This is a genomic window from Lysinibacillus fusiformis (genome assembly GCF_003049525.1).
In the GTDB taxonomy this organism is placed as follows: Bacteria; Bacillota; Bacilli; order Bacillales_A; family Planococcaceae; genus Lysinibacillus; species Lysinibacillus fusiformis.
On record NZ_PYWL01000008.1, the window covers coordinates 194673 to 220080 of the forward strand.

Annotated in this window: 24 protein-coding genes and 1 pseudogene; 8 read left to right on the forward strand and 17 right to left on the reverse strand. The window is 37.7% G+C overall.

Features of this window, described 5'->3' with window-relative positions; translation table 11 throughout:
- Positions 1-25 precede the first annotated feature (25 nt).
- On the reverse strand, positions 26-1405 hold the full coding sequence (locus C9J29_RS17615; protein ID WP_371861912.1) for a D-serine ammonia-lyase: 1380 nt from the start codon (positions 1403-1405) through the stop codon (positions 26-28).
- A 149-nt stretch (positions 1406-1554) separates the two neighbouring features.
- Between C9J29_RS17615 and C9J29_RS17620 the strand changes: the two genes are divergently transcribed.
- The gene (locus C9J29_RS17620) at positions 1555-2100 is read left to right on the forward strand and encodes a helix-turn-helix domain-containing protein (protein ID WP_089986283.1); all 546 of its coding nucleotides are present in this window, start codon (positions 1555-1557) and stop codon (positions 2098-2100) included.
- Positions 2101-2710: 610 nt separating this feature from the next.
- Here the strand turns inward: C9J29_RS17620 and C9J29_RS17625 are convergent.
- Entirely contained in the window at positions 2711-4108 is a 1398-nt protein-coding gene (locus C9J29_RS17625) for an aminotransferase-like domain-containing protein (protein WP_090002576.1), read from the reverse strand.
- Positions 4109-4237: 129 nt separating this feature from the next.
- Between C9J29_RS17625 and C9J29_RS17630 the strand changes: the two genes are divergently transcribed.
- The gene (locus tag C9J29_RS17630; RefSeq protein ID WP_107922534.1) at positions 4238-5401 is read left to right on the forward strand and encodes an aminotransferase-like domain-containing protein; all 1164 of its coding nucleotides are present in this window, start codon (positions 4238-4240) and stop codon (positions 5399-5401) included.
- 45 nt (positions 5402-5446) lie between these two features.
- Here the strand turns inward: C9J29_RS17630 and C9J29_RS17635 are convergent.
- A pseudogene (locus tag C9J29_RS17635) lies at positions 5447-5999 on the reverse strand (helix-turn-helix domain-containing protein).
- Positions 6000-6115: 116 nt separating this feature from the next.
- Here C9J29_RS17635 and C9J29_RS17640 point away from each other — a divergent pair.
- Positions 6116-6703: a LysE family transporter gene (locus C9J29_RS17640; RefSeq protein WP_043990450.1), complete on the forward strand. Its 588-nt coding sequence runs from the start codon at positions 6116-6118 to the stop codon at positions 6701-6703.
- Positions 6704-6746: 43 nt separating this feature from the next.
- Here C9J29_RS17640 and C9J29_RS24975 read toward each other — a convergent pair whose 3' ends face one another.
- The 5 genes from C9J29_RS24975 to bioD all read right to left on the reverse strand — a co-directional run bounded on the left by C9J29_RS24975 (position 6747) and on the right by bioD (position 10894).
- Complete coding sequence (locus tag C9J29_RS24975; protein WP_008178200.1) at positions 6747-6869, reverse strand: hypothetical protein; 123 nt, start codon at positions 6867-6869, stop codon at positions 6747-6749.
- 385 nt (positions 6870-7254) lie between these two features.
- Positions 7255-8250 carry a biotin synthase BioB gene (gene bioB / locus C9J29_RS17645; RefSeq protein ID WP_107922535.1) on the reverse strand — a complete coding sequence of 332 codons (996 nt, stop codon included), beginning with the start codon at positions 8248-8250 and terminating at the stop codon, positions 7255-7257.
- Positions 8247-8840 carry a biotin transporter BioY gene (locus C9J29_RS17650; RefSeq protein ID WP_089986279.1) on the reverse strand — a complete coding sequence of 198 codons (594 nt, stop codon included), beginning with the start codon at positions 8838-8840 and terminating at the stop codon, positions 8247-8249. The genes bioB and C9J29_RS17650 overlap by 4 nt, the downstream gene beginning before the upstream one ends.
- The gene (bioA, locus tag C9J29_RS17655; protein WP_043990462.1) at positions 8833-10209 is read right to left on the reverse strand and encodes an adenosylmethionine--8-amino-7-oxononanoate transaminase; all 1377 of its coding nucleotides are present in this window, start codon (positions 10207-10209) and stop codon (positions 8833-8835) included. The genes C9J29_RS17650 and bioA overlap by 8 nt, the downstream gene beginning before the upstream one ends.
- A complete protein-coding gene (bioD, locus tag C9J29_RS17660) occupies positions 10190-10894 on the reverse strand; it encodes a dethiobiotin synthase (protein WP_089986278.1) in 705 nt (234 codons plus the stop codon). The genes bioA and bioD overlap by 20 nt, the downstream gene beginning before the upstream one ends.
- A 264-nt stretch (positions 10895-11158) precedes the next feature.
- On the opposite strand from bioD, the gene C9J29_RS17665 reads away from it, so the two are divergent.
- Positions 11159-11623: a hypothetical protein gene (locus tag C9J29_RS17665; protein ID WP_008178191.1), complete on the forward strand. Its 465-nt coding sequence runs from the start codon at positions 11159-11161 to the stop codon at positions 11621-11623.
- A gap of 47 nt (positions 11624-11670) precedes the next feature.
- Here C9J29_RS17665 and C9J29_RS17670 read toward each other — a convergent pair whose 3' ends face one another.
- Both C9J29_RS17670 and C9J29_RS17675 read right to left on the reverse strand, forming a co-directional pair.
- Entirely contained in the window at positions 11671-12711 is a 1041-nt protein-coding gene (locus C9J29_RS17670) for a beta-carotene 15,15'-monooxygenase (RefSeq protein ID WP_107922536.1), read from the reverse strand.
- 108 nt (positions 12712-12819) lie between these two features.
- Positions 12820-13713 carry an AraC family transcriptional regulator gene (locus tag C9J29_RS17675; protein WP_107922537.1) on the reverse strand — a complete coding sequence of 298 codons (894 nt, stop codon included), beginning with the start codon at positions 13711-13713 and terminating at the stop codon, positions 12820-12822.
- A gap of 107 nt (positions 13714-13820) precedes the next feature.
- Here C9J29_RS17675 and C9J29_RS17680 point away from each other — a divergent pair, with 107 nt between their 5' ends.
- A complete protein-coding gene (locus tag C9J29_RS17680) occupies positions 13821-14738 on the forward strand; it encodes a DMT family transporter (protein WP_107922538.1) in 918 nt (305 codons plus the stop codon).
- Between the two features lie 165 nt (positions 14739-14903).
- Entirely contained in the window at positions 14904-15956 is a 1053-nt protein-coding gene (locus C9J29_RS17685) for a Cj0069 family protein (RefSeq protein ID WP_107922539.1), read from the forward strand.
- A 29-nt stretch (positions 15957-15985) separates the two neighbouring features.
- Here the strand turns inward: C9J29_RS17685 and C9J29_RS17690 are convergent, their stop codons facing one another.
- From C9J29_RS17690 to C9J29_RS17700, 3 genes are all read right to left on the reverse strand, one after another.
- Entirely contained in the window at positions 15986-16618 is a 633-nt protein-coding gene (locus C9J29_RS17690) for a LysE family translocator (protein WP_008178185.1), read from the reverse strand.
- A 117-nt stretch (positions 16619-16735) separates the two neighbouring features.
- Positions 16736-17464 carry a tetratricopeptide repeat protein gene (locus C9J29_RS17695; RefSeq protein ID WP_237068870.1) on the reverse strand — a complete coding sequence of 243 codons (729 nt, stop codon included), beginning with the start codon at positions 17462-17464 and terminating at the stop codon, positions 16736-16738.
- 102 nt (positions 17465-17566) lie between these two features.
- The gene (locus C9J29_RS17700; RefSeq protein ID WP_090002568.1) at positions 17567-19282 is read right to left on the reverse strand and encodes a methyl-accepting chemotaxis protein; all 1716 of its coding nucleotides are present in this window, start codon (positions 19280-19282) and stop codon (positions 17567-17569) included.
- 640 nt (positions 19283-19922) lie between these two features.
- Between C9J29_RS17700 and C9J29_RS17710 the strand changes: the two genes are divergently transcribed.
- Together C9J29_RS17710 and nspC are read left to right on the forward strand one after the other, a co-directional pair.
- Positions 19923-21152: a saccharopine dehydrogenase family protein gene (locus C9J29_RS17710; protein ID WP_008181665.1), complete on the forward strand. Its 1230-nt coding sequence runs from the start codon at positions 19923-19925 to the stop codon at positions 21150-21152.
- A complete protein-coding gene (nspC, locus tag C9J29_RS17715) occupies positions 21149-22288 on the forward strand; it encodes a carboxynorspermidine decarboxylase (protein WP_025116106.1) in 1140 nt (379 codons plus the stop codon). Before C9J29_RS17710 ends, nspC begins: the two co-directional genes overlap by 4 nt.
- Before the next feature lie 135 nt (positions 22289-22423).
- Here nspC and C9J29_RS17720 read toward each other — a convergent pair whose 3' ends face one another.
- From C9J29_RS17720 to C9J29_RS17735, 4 genes are all read right to left on the reverse strand, one after another.
- Entirely contained in the window at positions 22424-22912 is a 489-nt protein-coding gene (locus C9J29_RS17720) for a chemotaxis protein CheW (protein WP_090002567.1), read from the reverse strand.
- Positions 22913-22938: 26 nt separating this feature from the next.
- A complete protein-coding gene (locus C9J29_RS17725; protein ID WP_008181660.1) occupies positions 22939-24054 on the reverse strand; it encodes a M20/M25/M40 family metallo-hydrolase in 1116 nt (371 codons plus the stop codon).
- Positions 24055-24190: 136 nt separating this feature from the next.
- Positions 24191-25144 (reverse strand): hypothetical protein, encoded by a 954-nt coding sequence (locus C9J29_RS17730; RefSeq protein WP_107922540.1) that lies wholly within the window; start codon positions 25142-25144, stop codon positions 24191-24193.
- Between the two features lie 161 nt (positions 25145-25305).
- A partial coding sequence (locus tag C9J29_RS17735; RefSeq protein WP_153062678.1) for an IS3 family transposase occupies positions 25306-25408 on the reverse strand: 103 nt, incomplete at its 5' end.

Here is a 25408-nt window from a genome sequence, read left to right on the forward strand (position 1 = left end):
ATATAGAAAAGGCCCAGCACTTTTTTTATCGAGAAACTATGTCTGATCCATCAATTTTGTTTTCTAGCGCCAACTTCAAACCTTTTTGATAATATTGATTCATGATATCTTCCGGAACCATGCTCCCCCCAGTTCCCCAAATAATATGTGTACTGTTTTTCATTAATTGTTCTGTTAAATGAAGCTTGCTTAAATAATCAGTGCCCTCTTTATATAATTTTATTGGTCCTAACATACCAGCTAGTGCTGATGGTTCTAAATAAATGCCTTCAGTATCGACAAGGTCCTTAAGTAACCTATACAATTGTTCATCGCTAACAGTAAAATTACCACTTAAAAAAGGTTCTATAGTCTTACCAACAAATCCAGAGGGTCTTCCTACAGCAAGTCCATCTGCCTCTGTTACATTATCAATGCCAATCTCTTGCACAGAAACCTGATCATGCAGTCCTGTCATTAAACCGAGTAGCATACAAGGAGAGTGAGTAGGTTCAGCAAAGAAACAGTGAACATTATCTTCAAACAATAGCTTCAAGCCAAAAGCTATCCCCCCTGGACCGCCACCTACACCGCATGGAAGGTAAACCATTAAAGGATGGTGTTTATCTATCATTATATTCAGATCATCTAATTGTTTTTTTAAGCGTGACGCAGCTACTGCATAGCCTAAAAATAAATCATGTGAATTTTCATCATCCACAAAATAGCATGTTGGGTCCTTTTCTGCCTGAATTCGACCTTCTTCTACTGCTTTACTATAATCAGCTTCATATTCAATAACAGTGACATGACTATTTCTGAGCAAGTCCTTTTTCCATTGCTTAGCATCTGCTGACATGTGAACCGTCACATTAAAGCCTAATTTTGAGCTTATAATACCAATACTCAGTCCTAGATTCCCAGTTGAGCCTACTGCAATAGAATAGTGTGAGAAGAAAGATCGGAACTTCTCACTAGCCAAAATTGAATAATCATCATCGACCGTTAACAAATTATGTTGAATAGCCAAATTCTCTGCATGTTTGAGAATTTCATAAATCCCCCCTCTAGCTTTGATAGATCCAGATATAGGAAGATGACTATCACATTTCAGTAATAAATCACCTAAAATTGGCTGCTGAAAAGTATTCTGTAATGATTGCTTCATGGCAGGAACATCCACTAGAGGAGATTCAATCATTCCCGCTGTTCCTTCCGTTTCAGGAAAAACCTTCGCTATATATGGAGCGAAGCGTACCAACCTTTCCTCCGCATCCCTTACATCCGCTTCGTTCAGAGGGGATTTTTTAATTCCTGATTGGAAAATCTCCATATTCGGATTTATCCAAAATACTTCCTCCATTACTGTAAGCTTATCGAATATTGGATATTGTTCTTTCCATATTTGTTTATCTTTTTTCATCATCTAGCTGATCCCCCCATTTTTCTTGTAGTAGTTCTAGTTATAAAATATAATTAAATAATATTTAATAAAGTTTAACACATTTGCTGTTCCCGTTAAATAAAATTTAATAATGTTAAATAATTTTTAATTCATATGATAGGAGTTTCAAAATGGAGAATATTGATATTGGGAAGAAAGTTGAGAAATACAGAAAAATGAAGGATTTGACTAATAGAGAATTAGCAGCTTTAGCTGGCATTACCCCTTCCATGTTAAGCCAAATTGAACGGGGTCTAGCGAATCCATCCATTCAAACATTAAAAGTCTTAGCAAAAACTTTAGATGTTCCAACATTTAGCTTTTTTATGGAAGAAACAAACACTGAGGCTTTAATAGTGAGATCCAATAAACGTAAGAAAATGATTGTAGATAACTTGTCCTATGAGTTATTATCACCCGATTTCACAGGTAATTTGGCGTCAGCCATTTTGACCGTTCCACCCTATACGTCTTCTTCAGAGAAACTTTTGGATCATAGAGGCGAGGAAATAGCAGTTATTATAGAAGGAAGCATAAAAATTTATTTGGGTGAGGAAGAATATCTTTTAGAAGTTGGTGATAGTGTGAAAATACCAGCAAATTTGAAGCATAAATGGGAAAATAATTCTAATACAGTGGCAGTTGTATTATTTTCTGTTACTCCTCCTATTTTTTAAAACATTAAAAGAGATATGTATGAATACGAACAAAAAATATTTTTGTCTCACCTAAACAAATTTGAATATAGAAGGAGTTAGCATGGTAAGTTCAATTAGTGAAATCACCAAAAAAATTATATGGAGGTTTGTGAGTTAACAAGTAATAAAAATGGCAACTTACATTGTACGAAGAATTTATATGTAGTAATGCTGTATCTTTAACGGAATCTGTGTATTCTTCAAATATGCATCCTATGTCCCCTTATAATGATGAGGTTTTAATAAGTTTCTTTATGTATGAGCAAATCGAAAAAATTATATACATCTTATGGGTTTACGTTTACTAGGAAAGTAAACACTTTTACAGGGGACATGACAACTCATGAATATTATTATAGGCTAGATTTATAAGTTTGACTGTCAATACATAAACGAGTCTGTAGACAAACTTAACATTTTAAGAGTTTGTCTACGGACTTTTATGTTTTTCCTCATGGATAGTCATAGTTATGTAATGCCTAGCGCACTTAAAATTTTAGGTTTCCTACAATTGCAATAGACTTGCCCACCTAAGAATCACGCACTCTTCATTAATATCTCTATACCTCTTCGTATGACTTAAAGACGATTAATCAACAAATGTATAGTCACCATTACTTTCGAGAATATCCTTTAAGATGATTAATGCTTGCTCCAACTGATACTCTGGAGCTGCTATAGCCATACGCACAGCATTCACTGGCTTTGCATTGCCGACTGCGAAGCGTTCTGCAGCATAGACCTGTACACCCGCTTTTGAGGCCAGCAATTCAAATTGTACGCCTGTGAATTTGTCTGGCAATAGGAGCCATCTGAAAATACATTCCTCGTCACCTAAAATGTGATACTCTGCTAAATAATGATTAACAAGTGCATTTTGTTGTTTTGCATATGCTCGATGTTTTTCCAATATGGTTTGAGCAACTCCTTCATGTATCAATCTTGCTGCAAGCTCTAGCATAATTGGAGAGACTGATATATTGATATTATAGAGAGTTTCCATTATTTTTTTACGAAATGCAGGAGGTGTGACGATAAAGGATAGTCGCAGCCCTGGTGAGATTGTTTTCGACAGACTAGCAATATAGATCACTTTTTCTGGTGCATAGGAAGCAATCGGAGCATATGGATTTTCCTTAAGAAAGCTATAAATTGCATCCTCAATGACAAGCAAATTTCTCTGTCTTGCTACTTCTGCGATCATTTTTCTTGTTTCTACCGACATCGTATGTGTAGTTGGATTATGAAAATCAGGGATGACATAAATGCCTTTAATATGTTCATTTTTACAAGCATACAGCAGTCCTTCTTTTGTCATCTCACCCTGGCATTGTTGTATAGCGACAAGCTGAATACCTAGCATATTGGCAGCAGTTTTCACCCCAGCGTAAGTAATAGGATCTGTCCCAATTCGATCGCCTGGCTGGAATAATGCCGCAAGTGTTCCAACAATGGCATTTTGTCCACCAGCTCCAAGCAAAATGGGCTGATCTGTTTGAAAATTTACCAATTCGAAGAGCTTGAGCACGGCCTCATTTTGCCAAGCGTTACCCTCAGGTCGCCCATATTGAAATAGTTTAGGAAAGCTAGGTTCACCTACCATTTTTTTCATATAACGAGTAATGTCCTCATTGACAAAGTTATCTGGTAGTACGGAGCCCATTTCAATGATCGGTGTCGTACGGTTTGATGGTAATAAAATTTTATTGCTAGCTGCATCCGTTGAAACAAATGTGCCACTACCAATCGAGGCATATATTAATCCCTTTTGTCCACAGAGCTTAAATGCACGTGTAATCGTGCTTAAATTCACATCTAAAAAATCTGCTAATTCGCGTTGCGGTGGCAATTTTGTTCCTGGCGTTAGCCTTCCTTCTTTAATGTCTAGCTCTAGCTGTTGTGCAATGGCTATATATAATGGAGCCGTGCTATTACTAATATCTGGCTTCCAACTCATAGGATACGCATCAAATGAATTAATAGGCATTCGCAAAGCGCCTTCTTTCTATTAATTTGCATACAATAGTTTAATTGTCTTGCATACAATGATAATATTGTATGCAACCGATGACAATGATATAATTTTTAAAAAATCAGAAAAAAAGGACCGATCATTATGCAATATTCTGAAAGAATCTTAAATACTCCATCCTCATTTATTCGAAATATTTTGAAAGTGACAGATGCAGAGGATGTCATTTCCTTTGCAGGTGGGCTTCCAAACCCAATCTCTTTCCCAATTGATGCATTAAGAGCATCAGTAGATCAAGCTATCACAAAAAATGGTAGCCGTCTATTTCAATATTCTTCAACTCAAGGTTATGCACCATTACGTGAGTACATTGCTGCGAAGTATCAACGTGTCCACGGGCTTGATATCCATGCTGACGACGTCTTTATTACAACAGGTTCACAGCAAGCACTTGAATTAATTGGTAAAGTACTTATTAATAAGGGCGATGGCATTATTATCGAAGAGCCTGGTTACTTAGGGGCTATTCAAGCCTTTACATTAGCTGAACCAACCTTTCATGGGGTAACACTAGAAAACGATGGTCTTAATCTGGAAGAATTAGAGCAAGCCCTACAACAACCAAATGTAAAATTTATTTACACAGTTCCAAACTTCCAAAATCCAACGGGTCTCACATACTCGAAAGAAAAGCGTGAGCAAATATACGAATTGGTTGCCAAGTATGATGTTGCTTTAATTGAGGATGATCCTTATGGGGAGCTACGTTTCCAAGGCGAGCCACTTCCTTATATCGGCGCTGGTAAATTAGAAAATAGTATTTTACTAGGTTCTTTCTCTAAGACGGTCACACCTGGCATGCGTCTTGGTTTTATCATTACAAAAAATAAAGAGCTTTTACAGCATATCGAAACAGCTAAGCAAGCTTCTGATCTTCATACGAATATTTTCTCGCAATATGTTATCTATGATTATTTAGCAAGTAATGATTACACGGAGCATGTTAATAAAATAATTAGCTTATATAAAAATCAATCAGAAGCGATGCTAGATGCGATGCAAGAGTTTTTCCCTGCCCATGTTGAGTACACACGACCTGAGGGAGGCATGTTCATTTGGGCAACAATGAAGGATGGTACGTCAGCCCTTGATGTATTCCATAAAGCGATGGAACAAAAGGTTGCCTTCGTGCCGGGTGATCCATTCTATACATCGAAAACGAACGTGAATACAATGCGCTTAAACTATACAAATGCAACACCTGAAGTAATCCGCGAGGGTATTAAACGTTTAGCAAGTATACTGTAAAAAAATGAAACCGTATAAACGCTTTGAAGGCGTTTATACGGTTTATTAATGTGGATAGTATATGGTCATGCTGAGACGTGTTAAAGTCTTCCCAGGGTTGATATATGTGTGGGGGCGATCAGCTTTAAAACGGATGGCATCACCGCTTGCTAATCGATAGTCCTTACTTTGTATTCGAATGATTAATTCCCCATCAAAAACGGTTAAATATTCCTCCGTTCCTTCTCTATGTGCCTCAGCGTGTAATGTTCCATTCTCCTTTATCTCGATACTATAAATTTCAAAGCGGCTATCCTTTTGAAAAGGAAAATGAGGGTAGACGATATATTTCCCGTTATCTTCCTCTAATGCATGAATGTCATTGCCTAAGATGAGCTCTATCTCTGCTTGCGGTTGATGAATAAGCTCTGTGAAAGAAACTTTTAACCCATTAGCTATTTTCCAAATGGTAGTTAATGTTGGGCTCGACTCCCCTCTTTCAATTTGTCCAATCATGGCTTTACTAACCCCGCTTAGTTGCGATACCTTCTCTAGGCTTAATTTCTCTCTCACGAATAGCCTTTAAATTTCGAGCAAAAATCAGTTGAATATCATCCATATTTAATCTCCTTTTAAATATATACAATATAACGCACGTTATGTATAATAAAACAAACAACGTTATAATGTCTGTTTCGGACATTATAACATACAAATTGAAAGTGGTGATGGTCCTTGCCTATATTTTCCTTTTTAGTTTTTATCACGATTACAAGCTTCACTCCTGGCCCTAACAACTTTATGGCCATGGTATTTGCCAAACAGCATGGCTTATCAAAAACGTTGCCCTTCTGTTTTGGTGTGGGAATTGGATTTTTTATCATTATTGCTCTGAGCAGCTTTTTCAACATCGTCATGCTAAATATTTTACCGACCATTAAATTACCCTTAACCATTTTTGGTGTTGGCTATATGCTATACTTAGCCTTTAAAATTGTGACAAGCAAAGAACAGGAGGAAAGCAACAACGTAGAAGAAAGACGGAACTTATTTTTTATAGGAACCTTCTTACAATTTATCAATCCAAAAGGAATACTATTTGGGATTACCGTAGTTGCTACCTACATCCTTCCTTATAATTCTTCCTACATAAGCTATCTACTATTCTCCCTCTTTTTAGGCTTCATTGGGATCATTAGTACATTTAGTTGGGCATTATGTGGGTCTGTTTTCCAAAAGGTATTGCAGCAGCATCGACAATTGTTTAATATCATCATGGCTTTATTACTTGTGTATAGTGCCTTTTCAATTGTTGTTCATTAAAAAAACAGCCCTCAACTGTCGAGGGCTGTAGAAAAAAGAACTTTTATTTTGTATATGTTAAAACCGCATTTTTTTTGAATTTCGCCAAAGCCTCTGTTGCCTCATTTTTGTTTGCATACTCAAAAATTCGAACATCCTTTTTATCAAATACTGTAATAACCCACATGTAAAAAGCTCCCTTCTCTTATTTTTTGTACTATAACAATCACTAAAATTTGTGACACTACTCGTCAACTGTTTTACAACAATTCCTTACTTGATTCTTATTTTACGCTGAATTTATGAAAAAGAAAGCTTTATGTGAAGGTCTTCACAAACTGTTCAATTTCAAACCGCTTTCATTGAACAATTTGTGAATTTCTTTATTTTTTAGGTATAAAACCGGTTTGAGATGTTAGGTTTATCCGTCATTTTTCACTCACTATCCATTGCATTACGGCTTTTATCCGTAGATTCTTTCTATTGATCCATCATCATTACAACTGTATCCATCTTAAGCAAAAAACCGTACGAGTGCACGGTTCTCTTTAGTAGATTTTATTTCTAAAGCCCTAACAAAATGCTGCCTCTTGCTTTTGCGTTAATTCAATCTCAAAGCCTAAATCCTCCAACATACGATAATCACTATTGGCTTCCTGGCCTGCAGTTGTTAAATAATCCCCAACAAATATACTATTCGCTGCATAAAGGCCCAGTGGCTGTAGAGAGCCGAGATTGATTTCACGGCCACCCGAAATTCGAATTTCCTTTGTTGGATTGATGTAACGGAATAATGCCAAGACCTTTAAACAATAACGTGGATTTAAGTCCCTTGTCCCTTCCAGCTTTGTGCCGTCAATCGCATTTAAAAAGTTAACAGGAATCGAATCTGCATCTAATTGATGGAGGGCACGCGCAATATTGACGACATCCTCCCGAGTTTCCTTCATCCCAATAATGGCGCCCGAGCAAGGGGAGATACCATGTTTTTTAACAATCTCTACCGTATTGACACGATCCTCATACGTATGTGAAGTCGTAATGAAGGAATGGTGACGCTCAGAGGTATTCAAATTATGGTTGTAGCGATCCACCCCGGCCTCCTTTAATTGCTGTGCCTGTTCTTCTTTTAGCAAGCCAAGACAGGCACAAACCTTCAAGCCATATTTTTCTTTAATTTCAGCAACTGCCTCGCTTACGACATTGACGTCCTTCCTTGTCGGCCCACGACCACTTGCCACAATACAATACGTTCCAATCTTATTGTCAAATGCTCGTTTCGCACCAGCCAAGATTTCCTCTTTCGTAATAAAAGGATATTTTTCAATAGGTGCTGTTGATTTAGAGGATTGAGAACAATAGCCACAATCCTCTGGGCAGTAGCCGCTTTTAGCATTCATAATCATATTCAGCTTTACTTTTTTACCATAATAATGCCGACGAATAGCAAAGGCACCATCCATCAATTGTAATAGCTCATCATCCTTACTATTTAAAATAGCAAGTGCCTCCTCATTGCTAATGATTTTGCCATCAATTACTTCCCGTGCTACCTGTAAAAAATTCATATCATCGTCTCCCCTTCCCCTTGAGAAATACTTTCTCTTCTAGCTGAATGAAATACTTTATACAATTTCTCTGCTAATAAGCCGGCTGAAATAGCTAAGCCAAAATCAGCAATGATACTGCTTACAAAGCCAACAACAAAAACATGTGACCAGCTTGTTTTCATATCTAACCAGAAGTTTAAAGCTATATATAAATATGGAACAGCTACAGCATATACAATGAAAAGTCCTAAAATTGTCGCCCCAATAAAATGCTTTTTCGTTGGCTTTTCAATTCTCTCAACAATCATTCCAATCACATAGGCGGCAATAGCAAAGCCAATAAGATAGCCAAATGTGGGCTGTAATACATAAGTAATGCCTCCGCCCTGAGTAAAAACAGGTAGCCCTACTAAGCCAACACCGATATAAACAAGCTGACTATATAATCCATTGCGACTACCTAGTAAACATCCTGCTAAAAAAACGAAAACAATTTGTAAAGTAAACGGGACAATCGGTAATGGAATTTTAATAAACGCCCCGATCGCCGTTAATGCAGCGAACATGGCAATCATGACTAATGCTAATGTAGAATAACGTTTAATCAACCTCCTCCCCCCTATCTTTGAAAAATTGTTCAATCGTTTCTTTCGTTGTTTTCATCATGAACGTCATTTCTTCATTTGAAATGATATAAGGTGGCATAAAATACAAAATATTGCCAAGAGGTCGTATGAGTAGACCTTTTACTAATGCTTGTTGATAAATTTGGTAACCAATTCGTTCTTCACTGGCAAATGGCTCCTTCGTCTGACGGTCTGCAACAAGTTCTATAGCCCCCACTAAACCAACTTGTCTGTACTCACCCACATAAGGCATATCATCAAATGCTGCCATTGCTAGCTCTCGCATTTGTTGCCCCTTGCGTTGAATCATGTCCATTATTTGCTCTTCTTCAAATATTGTTAATACTTCCAGCGCCACACGACATGCCAATGTATTACCAGAATAGCTATGAGAATGTAAAAATGCTTTCATTGTCCCATATTCATCATAAAATGCGTTATACACTTCATTACTTGTGAGGACAGCAGATAATGGTAAATAGCCGCCTGTTATGCCTTTGGATAAACACATAAAATCAGGTGTGATATTCGCCTGCTCACAGGCAAACATTGTTCCTGTACGACCGAATCCAACAGCTATTTCATCAGCAATTAGATGAACATCGTATTGTGAGCATAATGCTCGAAGCCGTTTTAAATAAATGGGTGGATACATTTTCATCCCTGCTGCTGCCTGAATAAGTGGTTCTATAATAACTGCCGCGATTTCCTCATGATGCACCTTGAGCTGTTCTTCTACGAATTGACTGCATGGTGCGTCACAGCTTTCTGGTACTTTCTGAAACGGGCAACGGAAACAATCCGGCCCCTGGGCACGTACAGTATCCAATAAAAGTGGCTCAAATACTTCATTGTACAGTCCTACCCCTCCTACAGATAAAGCACCAATGGTTTCACCATGATACGCATCTGTAAACGCTAGAAATCTAGTCTTTGTTTGTTTTCCAGTTTGCATATGGTATTGAAAGCTCATCTTCAATGCCACTTCAACGGCAGAAGAGCCGTTATCCGCAAGAAACACTTTATGTAAACCAGGTGGTGCTAAAGCGACTAGTTTTTCAGCTAACCGAATAGCCGGTTCATGTGTAAAATTAGCAAAAATCGTATGCTCCAACGTAAAGGCTTGATGACTTAAGGCTTGACTGATCCGCGGATTGGCATGTCCAAATAAATTTACCCACCATGAGGAAACTGCGTCCAAATAGCGTTTATCATGCTCATCATAAAGCCACACACCTTGTCCTTTTTTTATGACGATTGGCGGAAATGCTTCGTAATCTTTCATTTGCGAGCACGGATGCCAAATATGCTGTAAATCTCTAGCTTGTAAGTCAGTTATTTCTCGTATCATTTCCATAAAGCCTTTCAAATAATGTTGTGTGTGTAATGTTGATATTCACTAGCTGTGAAATGTCCTGAAGACGTGGAATAACCGCATAGGGCAAAGGGTGATACTGTAAAATCGTTTTTATATTGTCCTGTTCCATCATACTGCCCGTGTCACCATTAAAAACAATGCCAAGAACGTCAATCTGGCGTGATTGCAATGCCTCCATCGTTAACAAGGTGTGATTGATGGTCCCAAGGGATGTCCTAGTAACAAGCACTACTGGCAATTTGCTACTCACAATGACATCGAGCAGTGTGATGCTTTGTTGAACATCTAAAGGCACAAACAATCCACCTGCTCCCTCAGCTATAACGACATCGTAGGATTCTTGTAAGCATTGAATACGCTGTAAAAGATTTTCTACATCAATTTGCTGTCCCTCCAGTTGAGCAGCAAAATGAGGCGATGCGGCTTCCTTAAACGAATAGCCATTCATATGCTCTTTATTTAAAGCTTGCAAGGAATACTTCTCATACATAGCCGTATCAGCATAATAGCTATGCAAATTGTCGTATACCTCTCCTGTTTGCACAGGCTTAAAAGGTGTAATTTTCAACCCCAGCCTTTGCAATTGACACATCAACAATGTGGTGACAATCGTCTTACCAACATCTGTATCAGTACCGACAACCCAAAAATGTTGCATTGTTAACCTCCCTCCTCTTTTTAAGTTAACCTAAGACACTTTAAAAGTTAACACATTTATTTTCTTTTTGTAAATGCCTATTCTTTAATTTCTCAGAAACTTGTACAAAAATAACAAAATCTTGTCATAGCTCCTTGAAAAGTTAGACCTTTCAAGGAATGCACCAACTTAATATGTTTTTTCATAAAATAAAGTAGGAGATACTTCTTAAATGAAAGGAGTTTTATCTAGCTGTGTAGTATTACACTATATGGGGGTGGTTGTATGTTTGGGATTTTTAAAGACGCAGAGAAAAGCATTGATACATATGAACAAGTGCATACAATTTTAAAATCATTGCTTACCTATGAACTAAGAGAATTACCGACTCGCTATGAATTTTGGTATCGTGTAGCTATTCGCCAGGAGGAGTGTCGTAGTCTTCAGTCGGAACATCGTGCAAAAATTTCGATGACCTCTGCAGTAGGACGTTTTCATCAAAAACAATATGAGGCGATGACCAAGAAACTAGCCAAACTGGAGCGCCTGGCTGATATCTATAAATTATTTTGTTTGGAGGAAGAACGAGCGAATCTAAACCATCGACTATCCTTCCATCAAGAAGACATTGCCGCACTATACGATCACATTCAGCATAAAGAGCTTTATACGTATTGCGACTCGGTTCAACTGCAATTTTGGGAAGCCATCCGCGATGATATTTTACAAGCAATCGCAGACCTTGATTAAATAAAAAAAGCCAACGTTTTTATTCAAAACGTTGGCGATACATATATTTAGGCAAAATGCTTTGACATTTTTAGTTGAAGCATTTGTTTAAATTCTTGTGACTGATCAACTTTAATCGCTACTTGATGATAGCTTTTTTTAATGCCTAACATAAAGGTCACTTCCACTGGCTCTTTCATTTTTAAAATAACGTGCGGATAAGCTTCACCAAAATCACGTGCCACGAAATCTATCGTATCCTTTGATAATTTTCCTTCTAACTGTACCTTATCCTCTACGATCTCTTCAATTTTATTAAAGTCGATTTCTGTACGCTTCATTAAACCTAGCGAAATATATATTGTCTCGTCTGTTACGTATACAGGATTTAATCGAACCGCCTGCATATCTGCGATAAAAAAGATGACTGTATACACATTAAAAATGAGCAAAATAATGGAAAGGATCATAGACTTCTCATGTAGCCACCAGTGAATGCCAATTGTTTCAATCACAATACCGTGGATAATCATCAGTTGAAAAGCGATATAGCTTGAATTTTTATGCAAAGTAAAACCGGGTCGTTCTTGTCGCTTCCAGCTAGCAAATCCATAATAAAGGACAAGTAAATCGGAACAAACCATTTGAATGACAGGATGCTGCGGTATTTGTTTTTCCACAGCTTTTGAAAATGAAAATAAATCTGGTAATGAACTGGCGCGTACATCGGCAAGAACCCTTGGCAAATAGCGTACAAGGGTAGCAATGAGAAAAATTTCCAATACGATCATCATGCCTTCAATGGCAAAGCCTGCCCACGTGACTGCGACAAATGGCTGAAGATGCTCTATCGGAATGATAAAACGTGCGGCAAGACAGCCAATTGCAGCTAATAAAATGGCTTGCTTTAATGAAAACTTCCCTTTATAAAACATCCATAATACAGGTATGATGACTACTAAATCAATAAGGGAACCTAGGACAACTCCATTTGTTTCAATTGGCAAGATGGAAGAACCAAGCCCCGTATTATAAAGCGTATAATTGCTGACTAACACGATGAATAAAAAGGCTAGCCATATATGCTGCTTTTTCCTTAAAACCATCATTCTAACGCCCCCCACATACTATTAATTTCACTTTATTGTAAATGGTGAATCATGTATAGATTACAGGCATAAATAATCATATTTTTTCCATTTACGTTCAAGATTTTTTCACAATTTAATATTTTGCAGGAATTTCTTGCGATAAACATGTGGTGAATAGCCTGTATATTCTTTAAACTTCTCAATATAATAGCTGACTGTACTAAAGCCTGTATTGGCAGCTATAATCGTGACGGTTTGCTCGTCATCCCTCAATAATTCAATACTTTTGCGCAGTCGATATTGTAATAAATAAGTAAATGGTGTCAGTCCAATTATTTTCTTAAAATAACGACTACACTCAGCCCTACTTACATACACATGCTTCGCTAAATCCTCTAACGTTATTTTTTGCTGATAGTGCGTATGTAAAAAATTTAGCATCACTTTAGCCCGTTCTTGTTGCACAATGATCGAGGGGTCTATAATCTCTTCAGTTAGCAAAGATTGGGTTAACATCAATTCCCAAATGTATAGCAGCTCTCTCCATACTTTTAGTTGATAAAAGGCATCTTGCTCTCGCAAAATATCAGCCATACATGCCACTTTTTGTGATAGCTCCTTTGTAAGCTTGACGTATGGCAGTCGCTGATTCGTTAAATAAGGTTGAACATAATTAGTTATAAAAATACTGCCTTCATGTCCACCGATGATTATAGGATCTACATTTATACAGTAAACAATAGCCTGCTCCATTTGAAATGGCTTTGCCTCATGTAATTGTGAGGCGTTGATGAATAGCCCTTCCCCCTCCTCTAAAACTATAACATTCGCTCCTATCCGATACTTAGCACGTCCACTTTTGAGATATACAAATTGAATTTCTTTATGCCAATGAAGCGGTAGAAAATCCATACTATCCATTCTCATTGTTGTTTCATACAAGGCAACTGGAAATTCTTTCGATCCATGCAATGTTAGCTCTTGTAAATCTTTCGCAACTTTTATATGTGTTAAAGGCATTCTCATCACCTCAATATATTGATATTTTTAACATGTTAACACGATATTTATTGGTTTATGGATCGCTTATAATCACTTTATATTGATAGTTTAGGAGATGTTCATCCATGAATCAAATCATCCCAAAAAATCGGTCCCTCGGTTTTTTACTAGTTATCCTCGGGGCAAGTTTTTGGGGAATCGGTGGAACCGTAGCCCAAAGACTGTTTCAGCAGGAGCAAATAGCTGTAGAATGGCTAGTTTCTAGTCGTCTACTTTTGTCTGGTCTATTACTCATAGGAATATATAAAATAACCCATCGACAAGGGTCAATATTTGTAATGTGGCGGACAAAACAAAATGCAATGAGACAACTTCTATTTAGTTTACTCGGCATGCTTGCTGTCCAATATACGTATATGATGTCTATTTCTATTGGAAATTCAGCAGTAGCCACGCTTCTACAATATTTAGCACCGTTGTTCATTATGGCGTATTACTTCTTATCTAAGCAAAGCCCGCTGACAAAACAGGATAGTATTGCTGTTACACTTACGCTTGTGGGAACCTTTTTATTATTAACAAATGGGTCCTTTTCAACACTGTCAGTTCCTTTTATGGCGGTCTTCTGGGGTGTAGTATCAGGACTTTCAGTTGCCTTTTATACACTATATGCAGTTCCACTTCTCCAGCAATTTCATTCCTTACTTGTTGTAGGTTGGTCCATGATCATTGGGGGAATCGTTATGAGTTTTTTCCATCCACCATGGGCTATTGATGTATCAGACTGGACATTTTCTACGATTGCCTATTTTCTTTTTATTATTATATTCGGCACCATGCTAGCTTTTTGGTTTTATATTGCTAGCTTGCATTATTTATCCCCAAAGGAGTCAAGCTTGTTAGGTAGTTTAGAACCATTAATGGCCGTCATCACAAGTGTATGGTGGTTAAAAATAAGCTTTGGAGGTTATCAATTTATTGGCACTTTGCTCATTCTTCTAATGATTCTATATCTCACAGTGTTTCAGAAGAAACAGGCTTAAACACCCAAATATCTGATTTTTCTAATTTCATGTAGTTAATACCTCCTATATTAAATATTGGTTTATATAAATTTATACATAAAATTTACATATTTCATATATCTTTTCTCCTTGTTTGTCTACTATACTGAAAATAAATGACAAACAAAAAAGGAGGTATTATTGATGAATAAAAAAGTTATTTTTTTCGAGGTTGAGGGTGGCACAGATAAAGGACCAGATGGCTATCGTCCAGATACAATGCCGATGGTGGAAGCTTTAAAGCAACGTGGACAAGATGCAGAGGTGCTTTTTTTTGATAATGCAAAAAAACAGCAAATTTTTGACTACGTGAAGGAACATGGTGCTGCCTATGTATCACGTATAAACCCTGGCAATTTACAACATGAAGAAGAATATTTTGCGATGCTCCGAGAACTTTGCCAAGTCGGCGTAATGGGCATGCCACATCCCGATGCGATGATTAGCTATGGCTCTAAAGATGTATTATCCAAGCTGATTGCTACTAATTTAGTACCTGATGATACGTTCGCCTATTATACGATTGAGGCATTTAAAGCGCAATTTCCTACTTCACTAGCATTAACAGAACGTGTTCTGAAGCAAAATCGTGGTTCTACAGGTGAAGGTATTTGGCGTGTAAAATTAGTAGAACCTCTAGCTGAAGGAATGACTGAAGTTCCACTAGATGCACAAATTAAATGTACGGAAGCGAAAGATAATCATGTTGAATATTGGTCGCTTGGAGACTTTATGACATTCTGTGAGCCCTATATTACTGGACTGAATGGTATGTTGATCGATATGCGTTTTCTTCCTCGTATTACAGAAGGTGAAGTTCGCTTATTGATGTTGCGCAATCACCCTGTTCACGTGGTACATAAAAAACCTGCTAATACTGAGGATGCCTTTAGTGCAACATTATTCTCAGGTGCACAATATCGCTATGATTCACCAAAGGATTGGCAAGAGCTGGTCGAAAACTTTTTATCGCAACTCCCTCAAGTAACGAGCCTATTAGGGGGTTATGACTTACCACTAATCTGGACAGCTGATTTTATGTTAGATACGGATGAAGCTGGAGCAGATTGCTATATATTAGGTGAAATGAATTGTTCTTGTGTGGGCTTTACGTCAGAGCTTACCTTAGCACATCAAGTAGCAGAAGAAATTTTGGCCTGTCTCCAAGAGCAGTCAACAGTCGTTTCACCATCATAAAAAAAGTGCGATCTGAGTGATCGCACTTTTCATATATAAATTTTAATTGCTTGTATAAATTCATATATAAAATATCCAGCAAAGCCAATTAACAAGAATCCTGCGACAATCGTAAATGTTTTAATCATTTTACGATTCATGGCTTTACGCGTAACTGAGACAATGGTTAGTAAACCAAGATCGTGGAGTAAAATTCCACTCAGAACGCCTGCAGCAATAATTAAAAAGCTTGATTGCTCCCCTTGTCCATAAGATTTAGCTAGAACCACGCCGAATACATTGACCCAAAAAACAAGGTTACCAGGGGAGATCGCTACCAATAATCCATTAAAATAAGAGGCAAAAAAGGACTTGGTTACTTTTTCTCCTGCCAATGTAATATCATGATCGGCATTCTTAATAGAGTCATAGCCTAACAAGAATAAAAAGCCCGCTCCAATGATCCACATCGGAAGCTGTACCATAGGCATAGCCAAAATGGAGGCTAATCCCATATACAAGGCAAAAACTAATACGATGTCAATGGTCATGCCACCAAGCCCTACAGCCCAGCCGTGCAGAAAACCATTTTTGAGTCCTTGCTTTGTCATTTCGACTGTAATTGCACCTACAGGCATGGCAATGGCAAGTCCCACTAATACATACGCTACATATAAACTCAAAAAAACACTTCTTTCATGTCATCGATAAGCTTCATACGTCCGTTTATACATTCATAATAGCATAAATATACTCAAAAGTAAATAATTATTAATAGTTTGAACATCTCTTTTCTAGATTTATAGCATTTGTTTTTTCCATTGTCTTAACATATCATTTGATTTCACGAGATCCATTTTCAAGGTAATTTGCTTGGTAGAACAGCGTTTTTTAGCTCTTTCCCAAGCCTCTTCTAAAGCAGGTAAATAGCTTAAATTTTTCGTAGCAGCTACAAGCTGTAAAAAAATATTCCCTTGAATAAAGTGCCAGCGAGGATTCATACCATCCAGCTGTATGGCTTCCTCAATGAGTCTAAGTGCTAAATAAGGGCTCCCCTCATGACGATTTAAAAATTGAGCAAAAGCACCCCAATAGAGACCCTTGTTAGGCTGTAATTTGATTGCCTCCGCAAATTGTACCATTGCTTTGTCCTGTTCTTTAGTAAGAACGTAGTATTCAGCCATCGTATAATACGCGTTTGCCTGTGCTTCAATGGGTCCGGCTAATAATTCGTCAATTACCTTCCCAAACTGTTCATCATCTTGAGTACCGATATAGGCTGTAAGAACATCTCGCTCTGGGTACGAGCCATCTGTACGCTCGGCACTTTGTATGACTTTTTCATCAGTCGTTTCGGGCATATTGGCATATCCATTTGCCTCGAGTAATGCAACATGTTGCTGAATAAGCTGATGGGTCTCACCTTCTAAATTTGTCTGGTTGGCAAGTATCTCCTTTGCTAGCCGATAACTCTCTTTTACTTGACCACTTAAAAATAAGTCATTCATTTGCTGTACTTGCTCATCCATTTGTTTTACCACCACTAAATCCTCACCTTCACCAAAAGAAAAATCTTATTGATAGTGTACCATCTTAGACACGCAAGCAAAAGCTAACTTATTCTAATTTTTCTACAATTCTTTTAATTTAAATGCTTTTACGTGTTGCTCTAGTGTATGTGCCATATGGGTCGTTTCATTCGAACCTTGTGCAACCTCATCAATACTTGCTGTTGTTTGCTGAGCTGCTAAAGTAATTCTATTCATGGCTCCTTCGATGTCTCTAATGGATTCAGTTAATTGTTGTATCATCTGGACAATTCGAGCTGACTTTTCATTTTCAGCAGTCACTGCATGAGAAATACTTATAATTTCCTCAACGGTCTTCGCTACAGCGTTTGAAATATTTCCCAAAGATTGTGCTGTTAAACCGACAGTCTCTGTTCCTTTTTCAATATATTGCGTATTATCATTCGTTGACGACATTACTTGTTGAACATGTTTCATCATATCCTGAATAAGCTGTTCAACTTGTAATACTTCTGCATTGGACTGCTCTGCTAGCTTTCGCACTTCCTCAGCAACAATCGCAAAGCCTTTTCCTTGCTCTCCTGCTCTAGCCGCTTCGATAGAAGCATTCAGTGCTAATAAATTTGTTTGTGATGCAATACCAGCAATAGATGTTGTAATTGCCTGTATTTTAGCAGCAGACGTAACTAAGTTTTCAACAGTATGCTTCACTTCATCTGATCCACTTTGAATCGATGCCATATCATTATTTATGTCTTTGGCTAGCCTTTCTCCCTCTGTTGCTAGTTCCATTGTTTCTCGTGCATTATTAGCACTATCCGTAGCATTGTACTGGATTACCTGCAAGTCATCTGCTAAGGAGGTAAGCACTTCGGTAGCATTTTCAGCATGATGCATGCCTGCCGTCACAGTGCTTGTTACCTCTTCGATATTATGAGCGACCTCTTGAATGGTATTTGTCATTTCGTTTAAGGTGCAAGCGGTTTCATCTGCATTATTAGCAAGTGTATTAGAAGTAGAACGCATGGTCATGATCATACTTTGCAGGCTAGCGGTCATACGATTTAATGTCTTCGCTAAATCCTCCACCTCATCTTTGCTATTTATTTTTGTTTCAGCTACTGCTAAATTGCCATTCGCAATTTCTTTGGCCTGTTGAATGAGAACACTAATTGGCTTCACTTTTCGACGGATTAAAAACCCTGTAATAATTGAAGCAATCAGCATAGGGAAAATACTAATTAATATCCCACTTCGCACAACATCCCATGTACGCTCTTTGACAATATTGGCGTCAAAATCGATCACACTGATGGCAATGATTTCTTTACTTGAATCGTGGTCTTTGAAAATGGGCGCATAGCCCGATAAGCGATCCATGTCAGCATACGTATAGGGCTGAGAGTAAGTTGGATGCTTATCTTGTAACAACCTATCAATCGCCTCTTGATCCAAATAGAAAGAATCCCCAGGGGCAAATCCTTTCTCGGCTAAATGGTCGTCCAGCGCTAACAATGTACCGTCAAGGGACAGAATATATTGAGTTTGAAAAATATCTTTGTGTCCGGTTGTCCAGTTTAAGTCATTCCCAATCCGTTCCTGAGCTGCCTGGTCGCCACGCATGGCCTTGTCCATTAGTTCAGGAGCAATTAAACCAGTTGTAATATTGGCACACCCATATGCCTCCACACCAGCAGCATCATAAAGTTTATTGTAAGCAGTTATGTATGTAGCGAACGATGTAATCCCTAACATGACTACTAAAATACCAGCAATAATCGTTCCAAGTTGAAAAGTTAATGAATTTCGTAATTTCACGATTCATCTTCTCCCCCTTTCTTGTAATAATCTATGAATTTTCCCTTTATTTTCTCATCATACTATAAAAAGATGTATTAAAAAAGCATCTTTAATTTTTCCTATAAATAAAAGTATTGGATAAAAGTTCTGAATTATGCGATAATTGAAGTGGACTAACTTTATTTTGAGGCATTCAATCATTCATCTACAAAGGGGGGCTTACAATAAATAAACGTTTTCATTTTGTATCGCTTATTACTGGAAATTTGCTAACAATAGGAGCTATATTCATTTATGCCGTGCAAAGCCAAGTACATGTAGCCCTCAGTACGTATGCACTAGTGATGGGATTTTTAAGTACATTACTTGTGATTTTCTTTTATGTATGGGGAGATGAAAAGCAACAAATATCCAGTCGATTTTTAAAATAAAAAGAGTGAAATGATGTTCTAATGTTTCAAGCAATGATGTCCCTTGCTACCTTTGTAGAAAAGGGATTTTTTCATGTTTTCCAAGCTATTTTCTTCTGATTACGTCTAATTGATGTAGAAAAATTAAATTTTTTGTAGAAAATTTTAAAACAATGATTGAGTACTATATCAAATTTCTGTATAATCAGCTTGTTTGACAATACTTTTATGAACTTGGGGGTAGACAATTGGGTAAAGCATTGATTATCGGAGCTGGCGGAGTTGCCAGTGTTGTGGTACACAAGTGTGTTCAAAATTCGGACGTATTTGAGGAAATTTGTATCGCAAGTAGAACTGTTTCAAAATGTGACGCTCTAAAAGAAAAACTAGACGGCGGAAAAACAAAAATTCATACTGCACAGGTAGACGCAGATAATACAGAAGAGGTTATTGAGCTTATTAAAGCTTTCGGACCAGATGTAGTGATTAACGTTGCCCTACCTTATCAGGACTTAACGATTATGGATGCTTGCTTAGCGACAGGTGTGCACTATGTGGATACTGCAAACTACGAGCCACCTGAAACGGCAAAATTTGAATATAAATGGCAATGGGCTTATAAAGAGAAGTTTGAAAAAGCTGGCTTAACTGCATTACTTGGTAGCGGTTTTGACCCAGGTGTAACAGGCGTTTTCACTGCTCATGCGCAAAAACATGAATTTGATGAAATCCACTATATCGATATCGTGGATGCAAACGCAGGAGATCATGGTTATCATTTCGCAACAAACTTCAACCCAGAAATTAACATTCGTGAAATTACTGCGAATGGTCGTTACTGGAAAGAAGGCGAGTGGGTTGAAACGGCACCACTTGAGAAAAAAGAAGTGTATAACTTACCAGAAATTGGACCAAAAGATATTTACCTTCTATACCATGAAGAACTTGAATCACTAGCGAAAAATATTAAAGGTTTAAAACAAATCCGCTTCTGGATGACGTTCTCTGAAAAATACTTAACACACTTAAAAGTATTAGAAAACGTTGGTATGACATCAATCGAGCCGATCGAATTTGAAGGTAAAATGATTCAACCAATCCACTTCCTGACAGCGGTATTACCAGATCCAGCTTCTCTAGGACCACGTACAAAAGGTAAAACAAATATCGGTTGTATCATTCGCGGTCTAAAAGATGGCAAAGAAAAAACGTATTATGTGTACAACGTATGTGACCACGAAGAATGCTATAACGAAGTGGGCTCACAAGCAATTTCTTACACAACTGGCGTGCCAGCTATGATTGGTGCAATGCTTGTGATGAACGGCGAATGGCGTAAACCAGGTGTTTGGAATGTAGAAGATTTCAATCCAGATCCATTCATGGATGCATTAAATAAATGGGGTCTACCATGGCAAGAAAGCCATAACCCAGAGTTACTAGACCTTGATTTAGATGCAAAGGAATTAAGCCGATGAAACCAATTGATTTTTCAAAAGTTCCATCCCCTTCTTATGTAGTGGATGAGCGATTATTAACAAAAAATCTTGAGCTTTTAAAATCAATTCAAGATCGTACAGGCTGCCGCATTTTACTAGCCCTTAAAGGGTTCTCTATGCATTCAACTTTCCCTCTAGTAGGGGAATATTTAGCAGGCATTACAGCCAGCTCCCTGCATGAGGCACGTCTTGGCTATGAAAAAATGGGCAAAGAAGTACACGTTTATGCACCTGCTTATATTGAGCATGAAATGGACGAGCTTCTAGGCTATGTGGATCACGTCGTATTTAACTCATTTAACCAATGGGCTCAGTTCAAGGATAAAGTAAAATCTACTGGTAAAACAATTGAATGTGGTATTCGTGTGAATCCTGAGTACTCTGAAATTGAAACAGCTCTTTACGATCCTTGCTATACGAATTCCCGTCTTGGAACGACTTTGGCTAACTTCGATAAATCCCAACTTGACGGCATTGATGGCTTACACTTCCATGCAATGTGTGAACAAAACTCGGATACGCTAGAGCGTATTATTGAAGTAGTGGAAGAAAAATTTGGTGATGTATTACATCAAATGAAATGGTTGAATTTCGGTGGTGGTCACCATATTACACGTGAAGATTATGATGTAGAGAAGCTTGTGAACATCATTAATTATGTGCAAGAAAAATATAACCTGCTTGTGTATTTAGAGCCAGGTGAAGCAGTAGCCCTTAATACTGGTTATTTAGTAGCTACTGTGCTTGATATTCAAGAAAATGGGATGGATCTTGCAATTTTAGATACGTCGGCAACATGTCATATGCCTGATGTACTTGAAATGCCCTACCGTCCAATGATTATTGGTTCTGGTCAAGCTAATGAATTTGCCCACACATATCGCTTAGGTGGACTAACATGTCTTGCTGGTGATGTTATTGGTGATTATTCATTTGAACAGCCATTAAAACCAGGAGATCGTCTTGTATTTACGGATATGGCCCATTATTCAATGGTAAAAAACCATATGTTTAACGGTGTTAACCTGCCTTCTATCGTTTCTTACAATGATGAAGAAGGTATTAAAATTATTCGTGAATTTAAATTTGAAGACTACAGTGGTCGTCTTTCTTAAGAAGGCGACAAAGCCCTTCCGTTTTTGCAGGAAGGGCTTCTTTTTATAGCTGTGTAGTCTTGGAATCTGTTCATACGTCGCCTTCGCCTTGTCCCAACATTACATACTATTTGAACATAAGAAAAACGTAGAAGCCTAAGCCTCTACGTTTTCTTTTTCATTTTCAAGCATTTTGTGTAAATAATTGATAATTTCACGAATACCCTCTAATGAATTGACGAGTATTTTTGGGTCAACATACGTAATCATTCGGTTTTCAAGATTAGCCACAGCTGTAAAATAGCGAGTTTTACTATAATTCACAAGTCCTAGTTGTTGAAGTATAGACTCATCTAAATCAAGAATTTCACGAGCTTCCGTAACAAGCAACCCATAGTTAACAACATCTGTATTCAATACAATCACCCGAGCAGTTGTTGTATTGGAAGAGCGATTATATAATATTCGTTCAAAATCTAGAACAGGCACAAGTTCCCCACGAATTCTTGTAAAACCTAAAAGATAGTTAGGTAAATGAGGAATAGGTGTTACCTGCTCTAATTTTTCAATTGAAATCGCTTGCTCTACAGGCACTGCATATTCCTCTGTACCACAAGCAAAAACTACTGCTTTTACACTTTCCATATGGTCACACCCTTCAAATTCGACTATTATTTTTTCGCAGATTCTTTGACGATCTCAACTAGTAAATCTGCTAATTTTTCTAATTCTTCAACGGGTATTTTTTCATTCGTCGTATGAATATCCTCATACCCAACTGATAAATTAACTGTTGGGATACCAAAGCCTGCAATCACATTTGCATCGGACCCACCACCTGAAATACCTAATGTAGGTGTACGATCAATTTGGCGTGCCGCTGCCATTGCCACTTGAACGACTTTGTCTGATTCGGTTACACGGAAACCTGGATACATAAGCTTCACTTCAACTTCAGCTCGTGCCCCTAATGAAGCAGCTACTTGTTCAAATGTCTCTTGCATATGCTTTGTTTGAGCATCTAATTTTGTTTTATCAATCGAACGCGCTTCAGCTAGAATAGTAACTTCGTCGCAAACAATATTTGTCGCCTGTCCACCCTCAAAGCGACCAATATTGGCTGTTGTTTCTTCATCTAATCGACCTAGCTTCATCTGTGCAATACATTTTGATGCAACTGTAATAGCTGAAATTCCTTTTTCAGGCGCAACTCCAGCATGCGCAGTTTTGCCGATAATCTTCGCGAAAATTTTCGCTTGGAACGGTGCTGCTGTCACAATGCCTCCAACTTTGCCATCACTATCCACAGCAAAGCCATATTTTGCTTTAATAATAGAAGGGTCCAATTCTTTGGCACCAACAAGACCGCTTTCTTCACCAGCAGTAATAATAAACTCAATATCTCCGTGAGCAATATTTTGCTCTTTTAAGCGTTTTACCATTTCTAGTAGTGCTGCAAGTCCAGCCTTATCGTCCGCACCTAAAATCGTTGTGCCATCCGATACAATATAACCGTCTTCGCGTAATGATGGCTTTATGCCTTTACCAGGAACAACTGTATCCATATGAGAAGTAAAATAGATCGGCTCTACATCTAATGTGCCTTTTAATGTGGCAATAATATTGCCTGCACCATGTCCGTTACGTGTATGGGCGTCATCTTGGACTACTGTAAATCCAAGTGCTGATAACTTATCGACTAAAATTGGTGCGATTTCTTGTTCATATTTTGTTTCTGAATCAATTTGAACGAGCTCAAAAAACTCTTCCACTAAACGACTTGTCATGTTGTAAAACTCCCTTAGTTTACGTGATTTTCCACGTTATAGTATAAGTATTATTTTAGCACAACGTCAGAAGAGTTGAAATCATTCAACAATACTACCCATATAAAAAGTCTGAGAAATTAATCTCAGACTGAACTTACGCATTGAAAATGGCCCCTTGTTCTTGTTCGATTGTTTGTAAATAGTTCGCTGCTTTATTATGTTTATCCTGTAAACGCCAAATTGTATTATGTACATCATCTTGGACACGTGAAACCTGTTCTCTTGCGGTTGAAATTTTGGAATGGACCGACCAAGCTGAAAAAAGATCATCGAAGAAGTAGTCCGCAAATTTAACAAAACCATCTGTTTCGACTTGTAGTGTCTTTGTAGACATCTCATGAACATCTAATAACTCATTGTAAAAACGTTGCAACGCAATTTGGGCACTATGTATGTAATTTTCTGATTGATCAAGTGCACCATGCTTTAAGTGTGTAGCGACTACTCCACCACCAAAGAAAGTATCCCAAGTCGAATATTCGTTGGCCGAATGAAGTGACGCAGCTGCTTGCCCCAACTTTGTCAGAGCTACCTCCCCTGCTCCTTCTGCTTCTTGAATTTCAGTAATGAGTTGCTTCGTGTGCATTTTTTCCTGAGCTAAATGCTCCAATCTCTCTGCCTGTGCAGGATTATGGATTTGTAAATAGCCCTTCTGTTTTGCGTGAATTTCTCGAAGCTCATCTTGTAAGGCTATTGTATTGATATGAGCTAATTTCTGAGTTATTTGAACTTTATCTTCGCTTAAATCCGTCTGTATTTTCTTCGCTTCTTTAATTTTTAATTCAAGCACGGCTGCTTTATCAATTTTTTCAGCCCGTAATTCATCTTGTTGCCCCGTCCAAGTACGAATCATATTCATAAATGAGAAACCCTCTAATTTATGTAGTTTGGACCGAATTTGATTGAGTGTACTAAAATGTTTGTCTATTTCCTGTTGTGTATGCTCAATCTGCTTGTCAATTAACTGTCCCTGCTCGTTTAGCCTTGCCGCTTTTCTTAGTTGTGTATGAATCTTTTCCTGCTCTTTTTGTAATTGCTTCCATTCCATTCATATCAACTCCTTATATATCAGTACGGATGACAAGGAAAAATGTTTCAATTTTCATTGATAATATCACATACTAATTTTTGGGAATAAAAAGCCTAGTAACTGTATAGCTGAACTGAACCCTATAAAGTAGACATTTTAATAAAAGACCATTTGCTACATTAAACAGCGATTAAATGACTTCGGTATGCTGCCGGAGTCATTTTTTTTAACGTCCATTGCTTTCTTGTATTGTTGTAGTGCTCCATATAATCATCTATCATA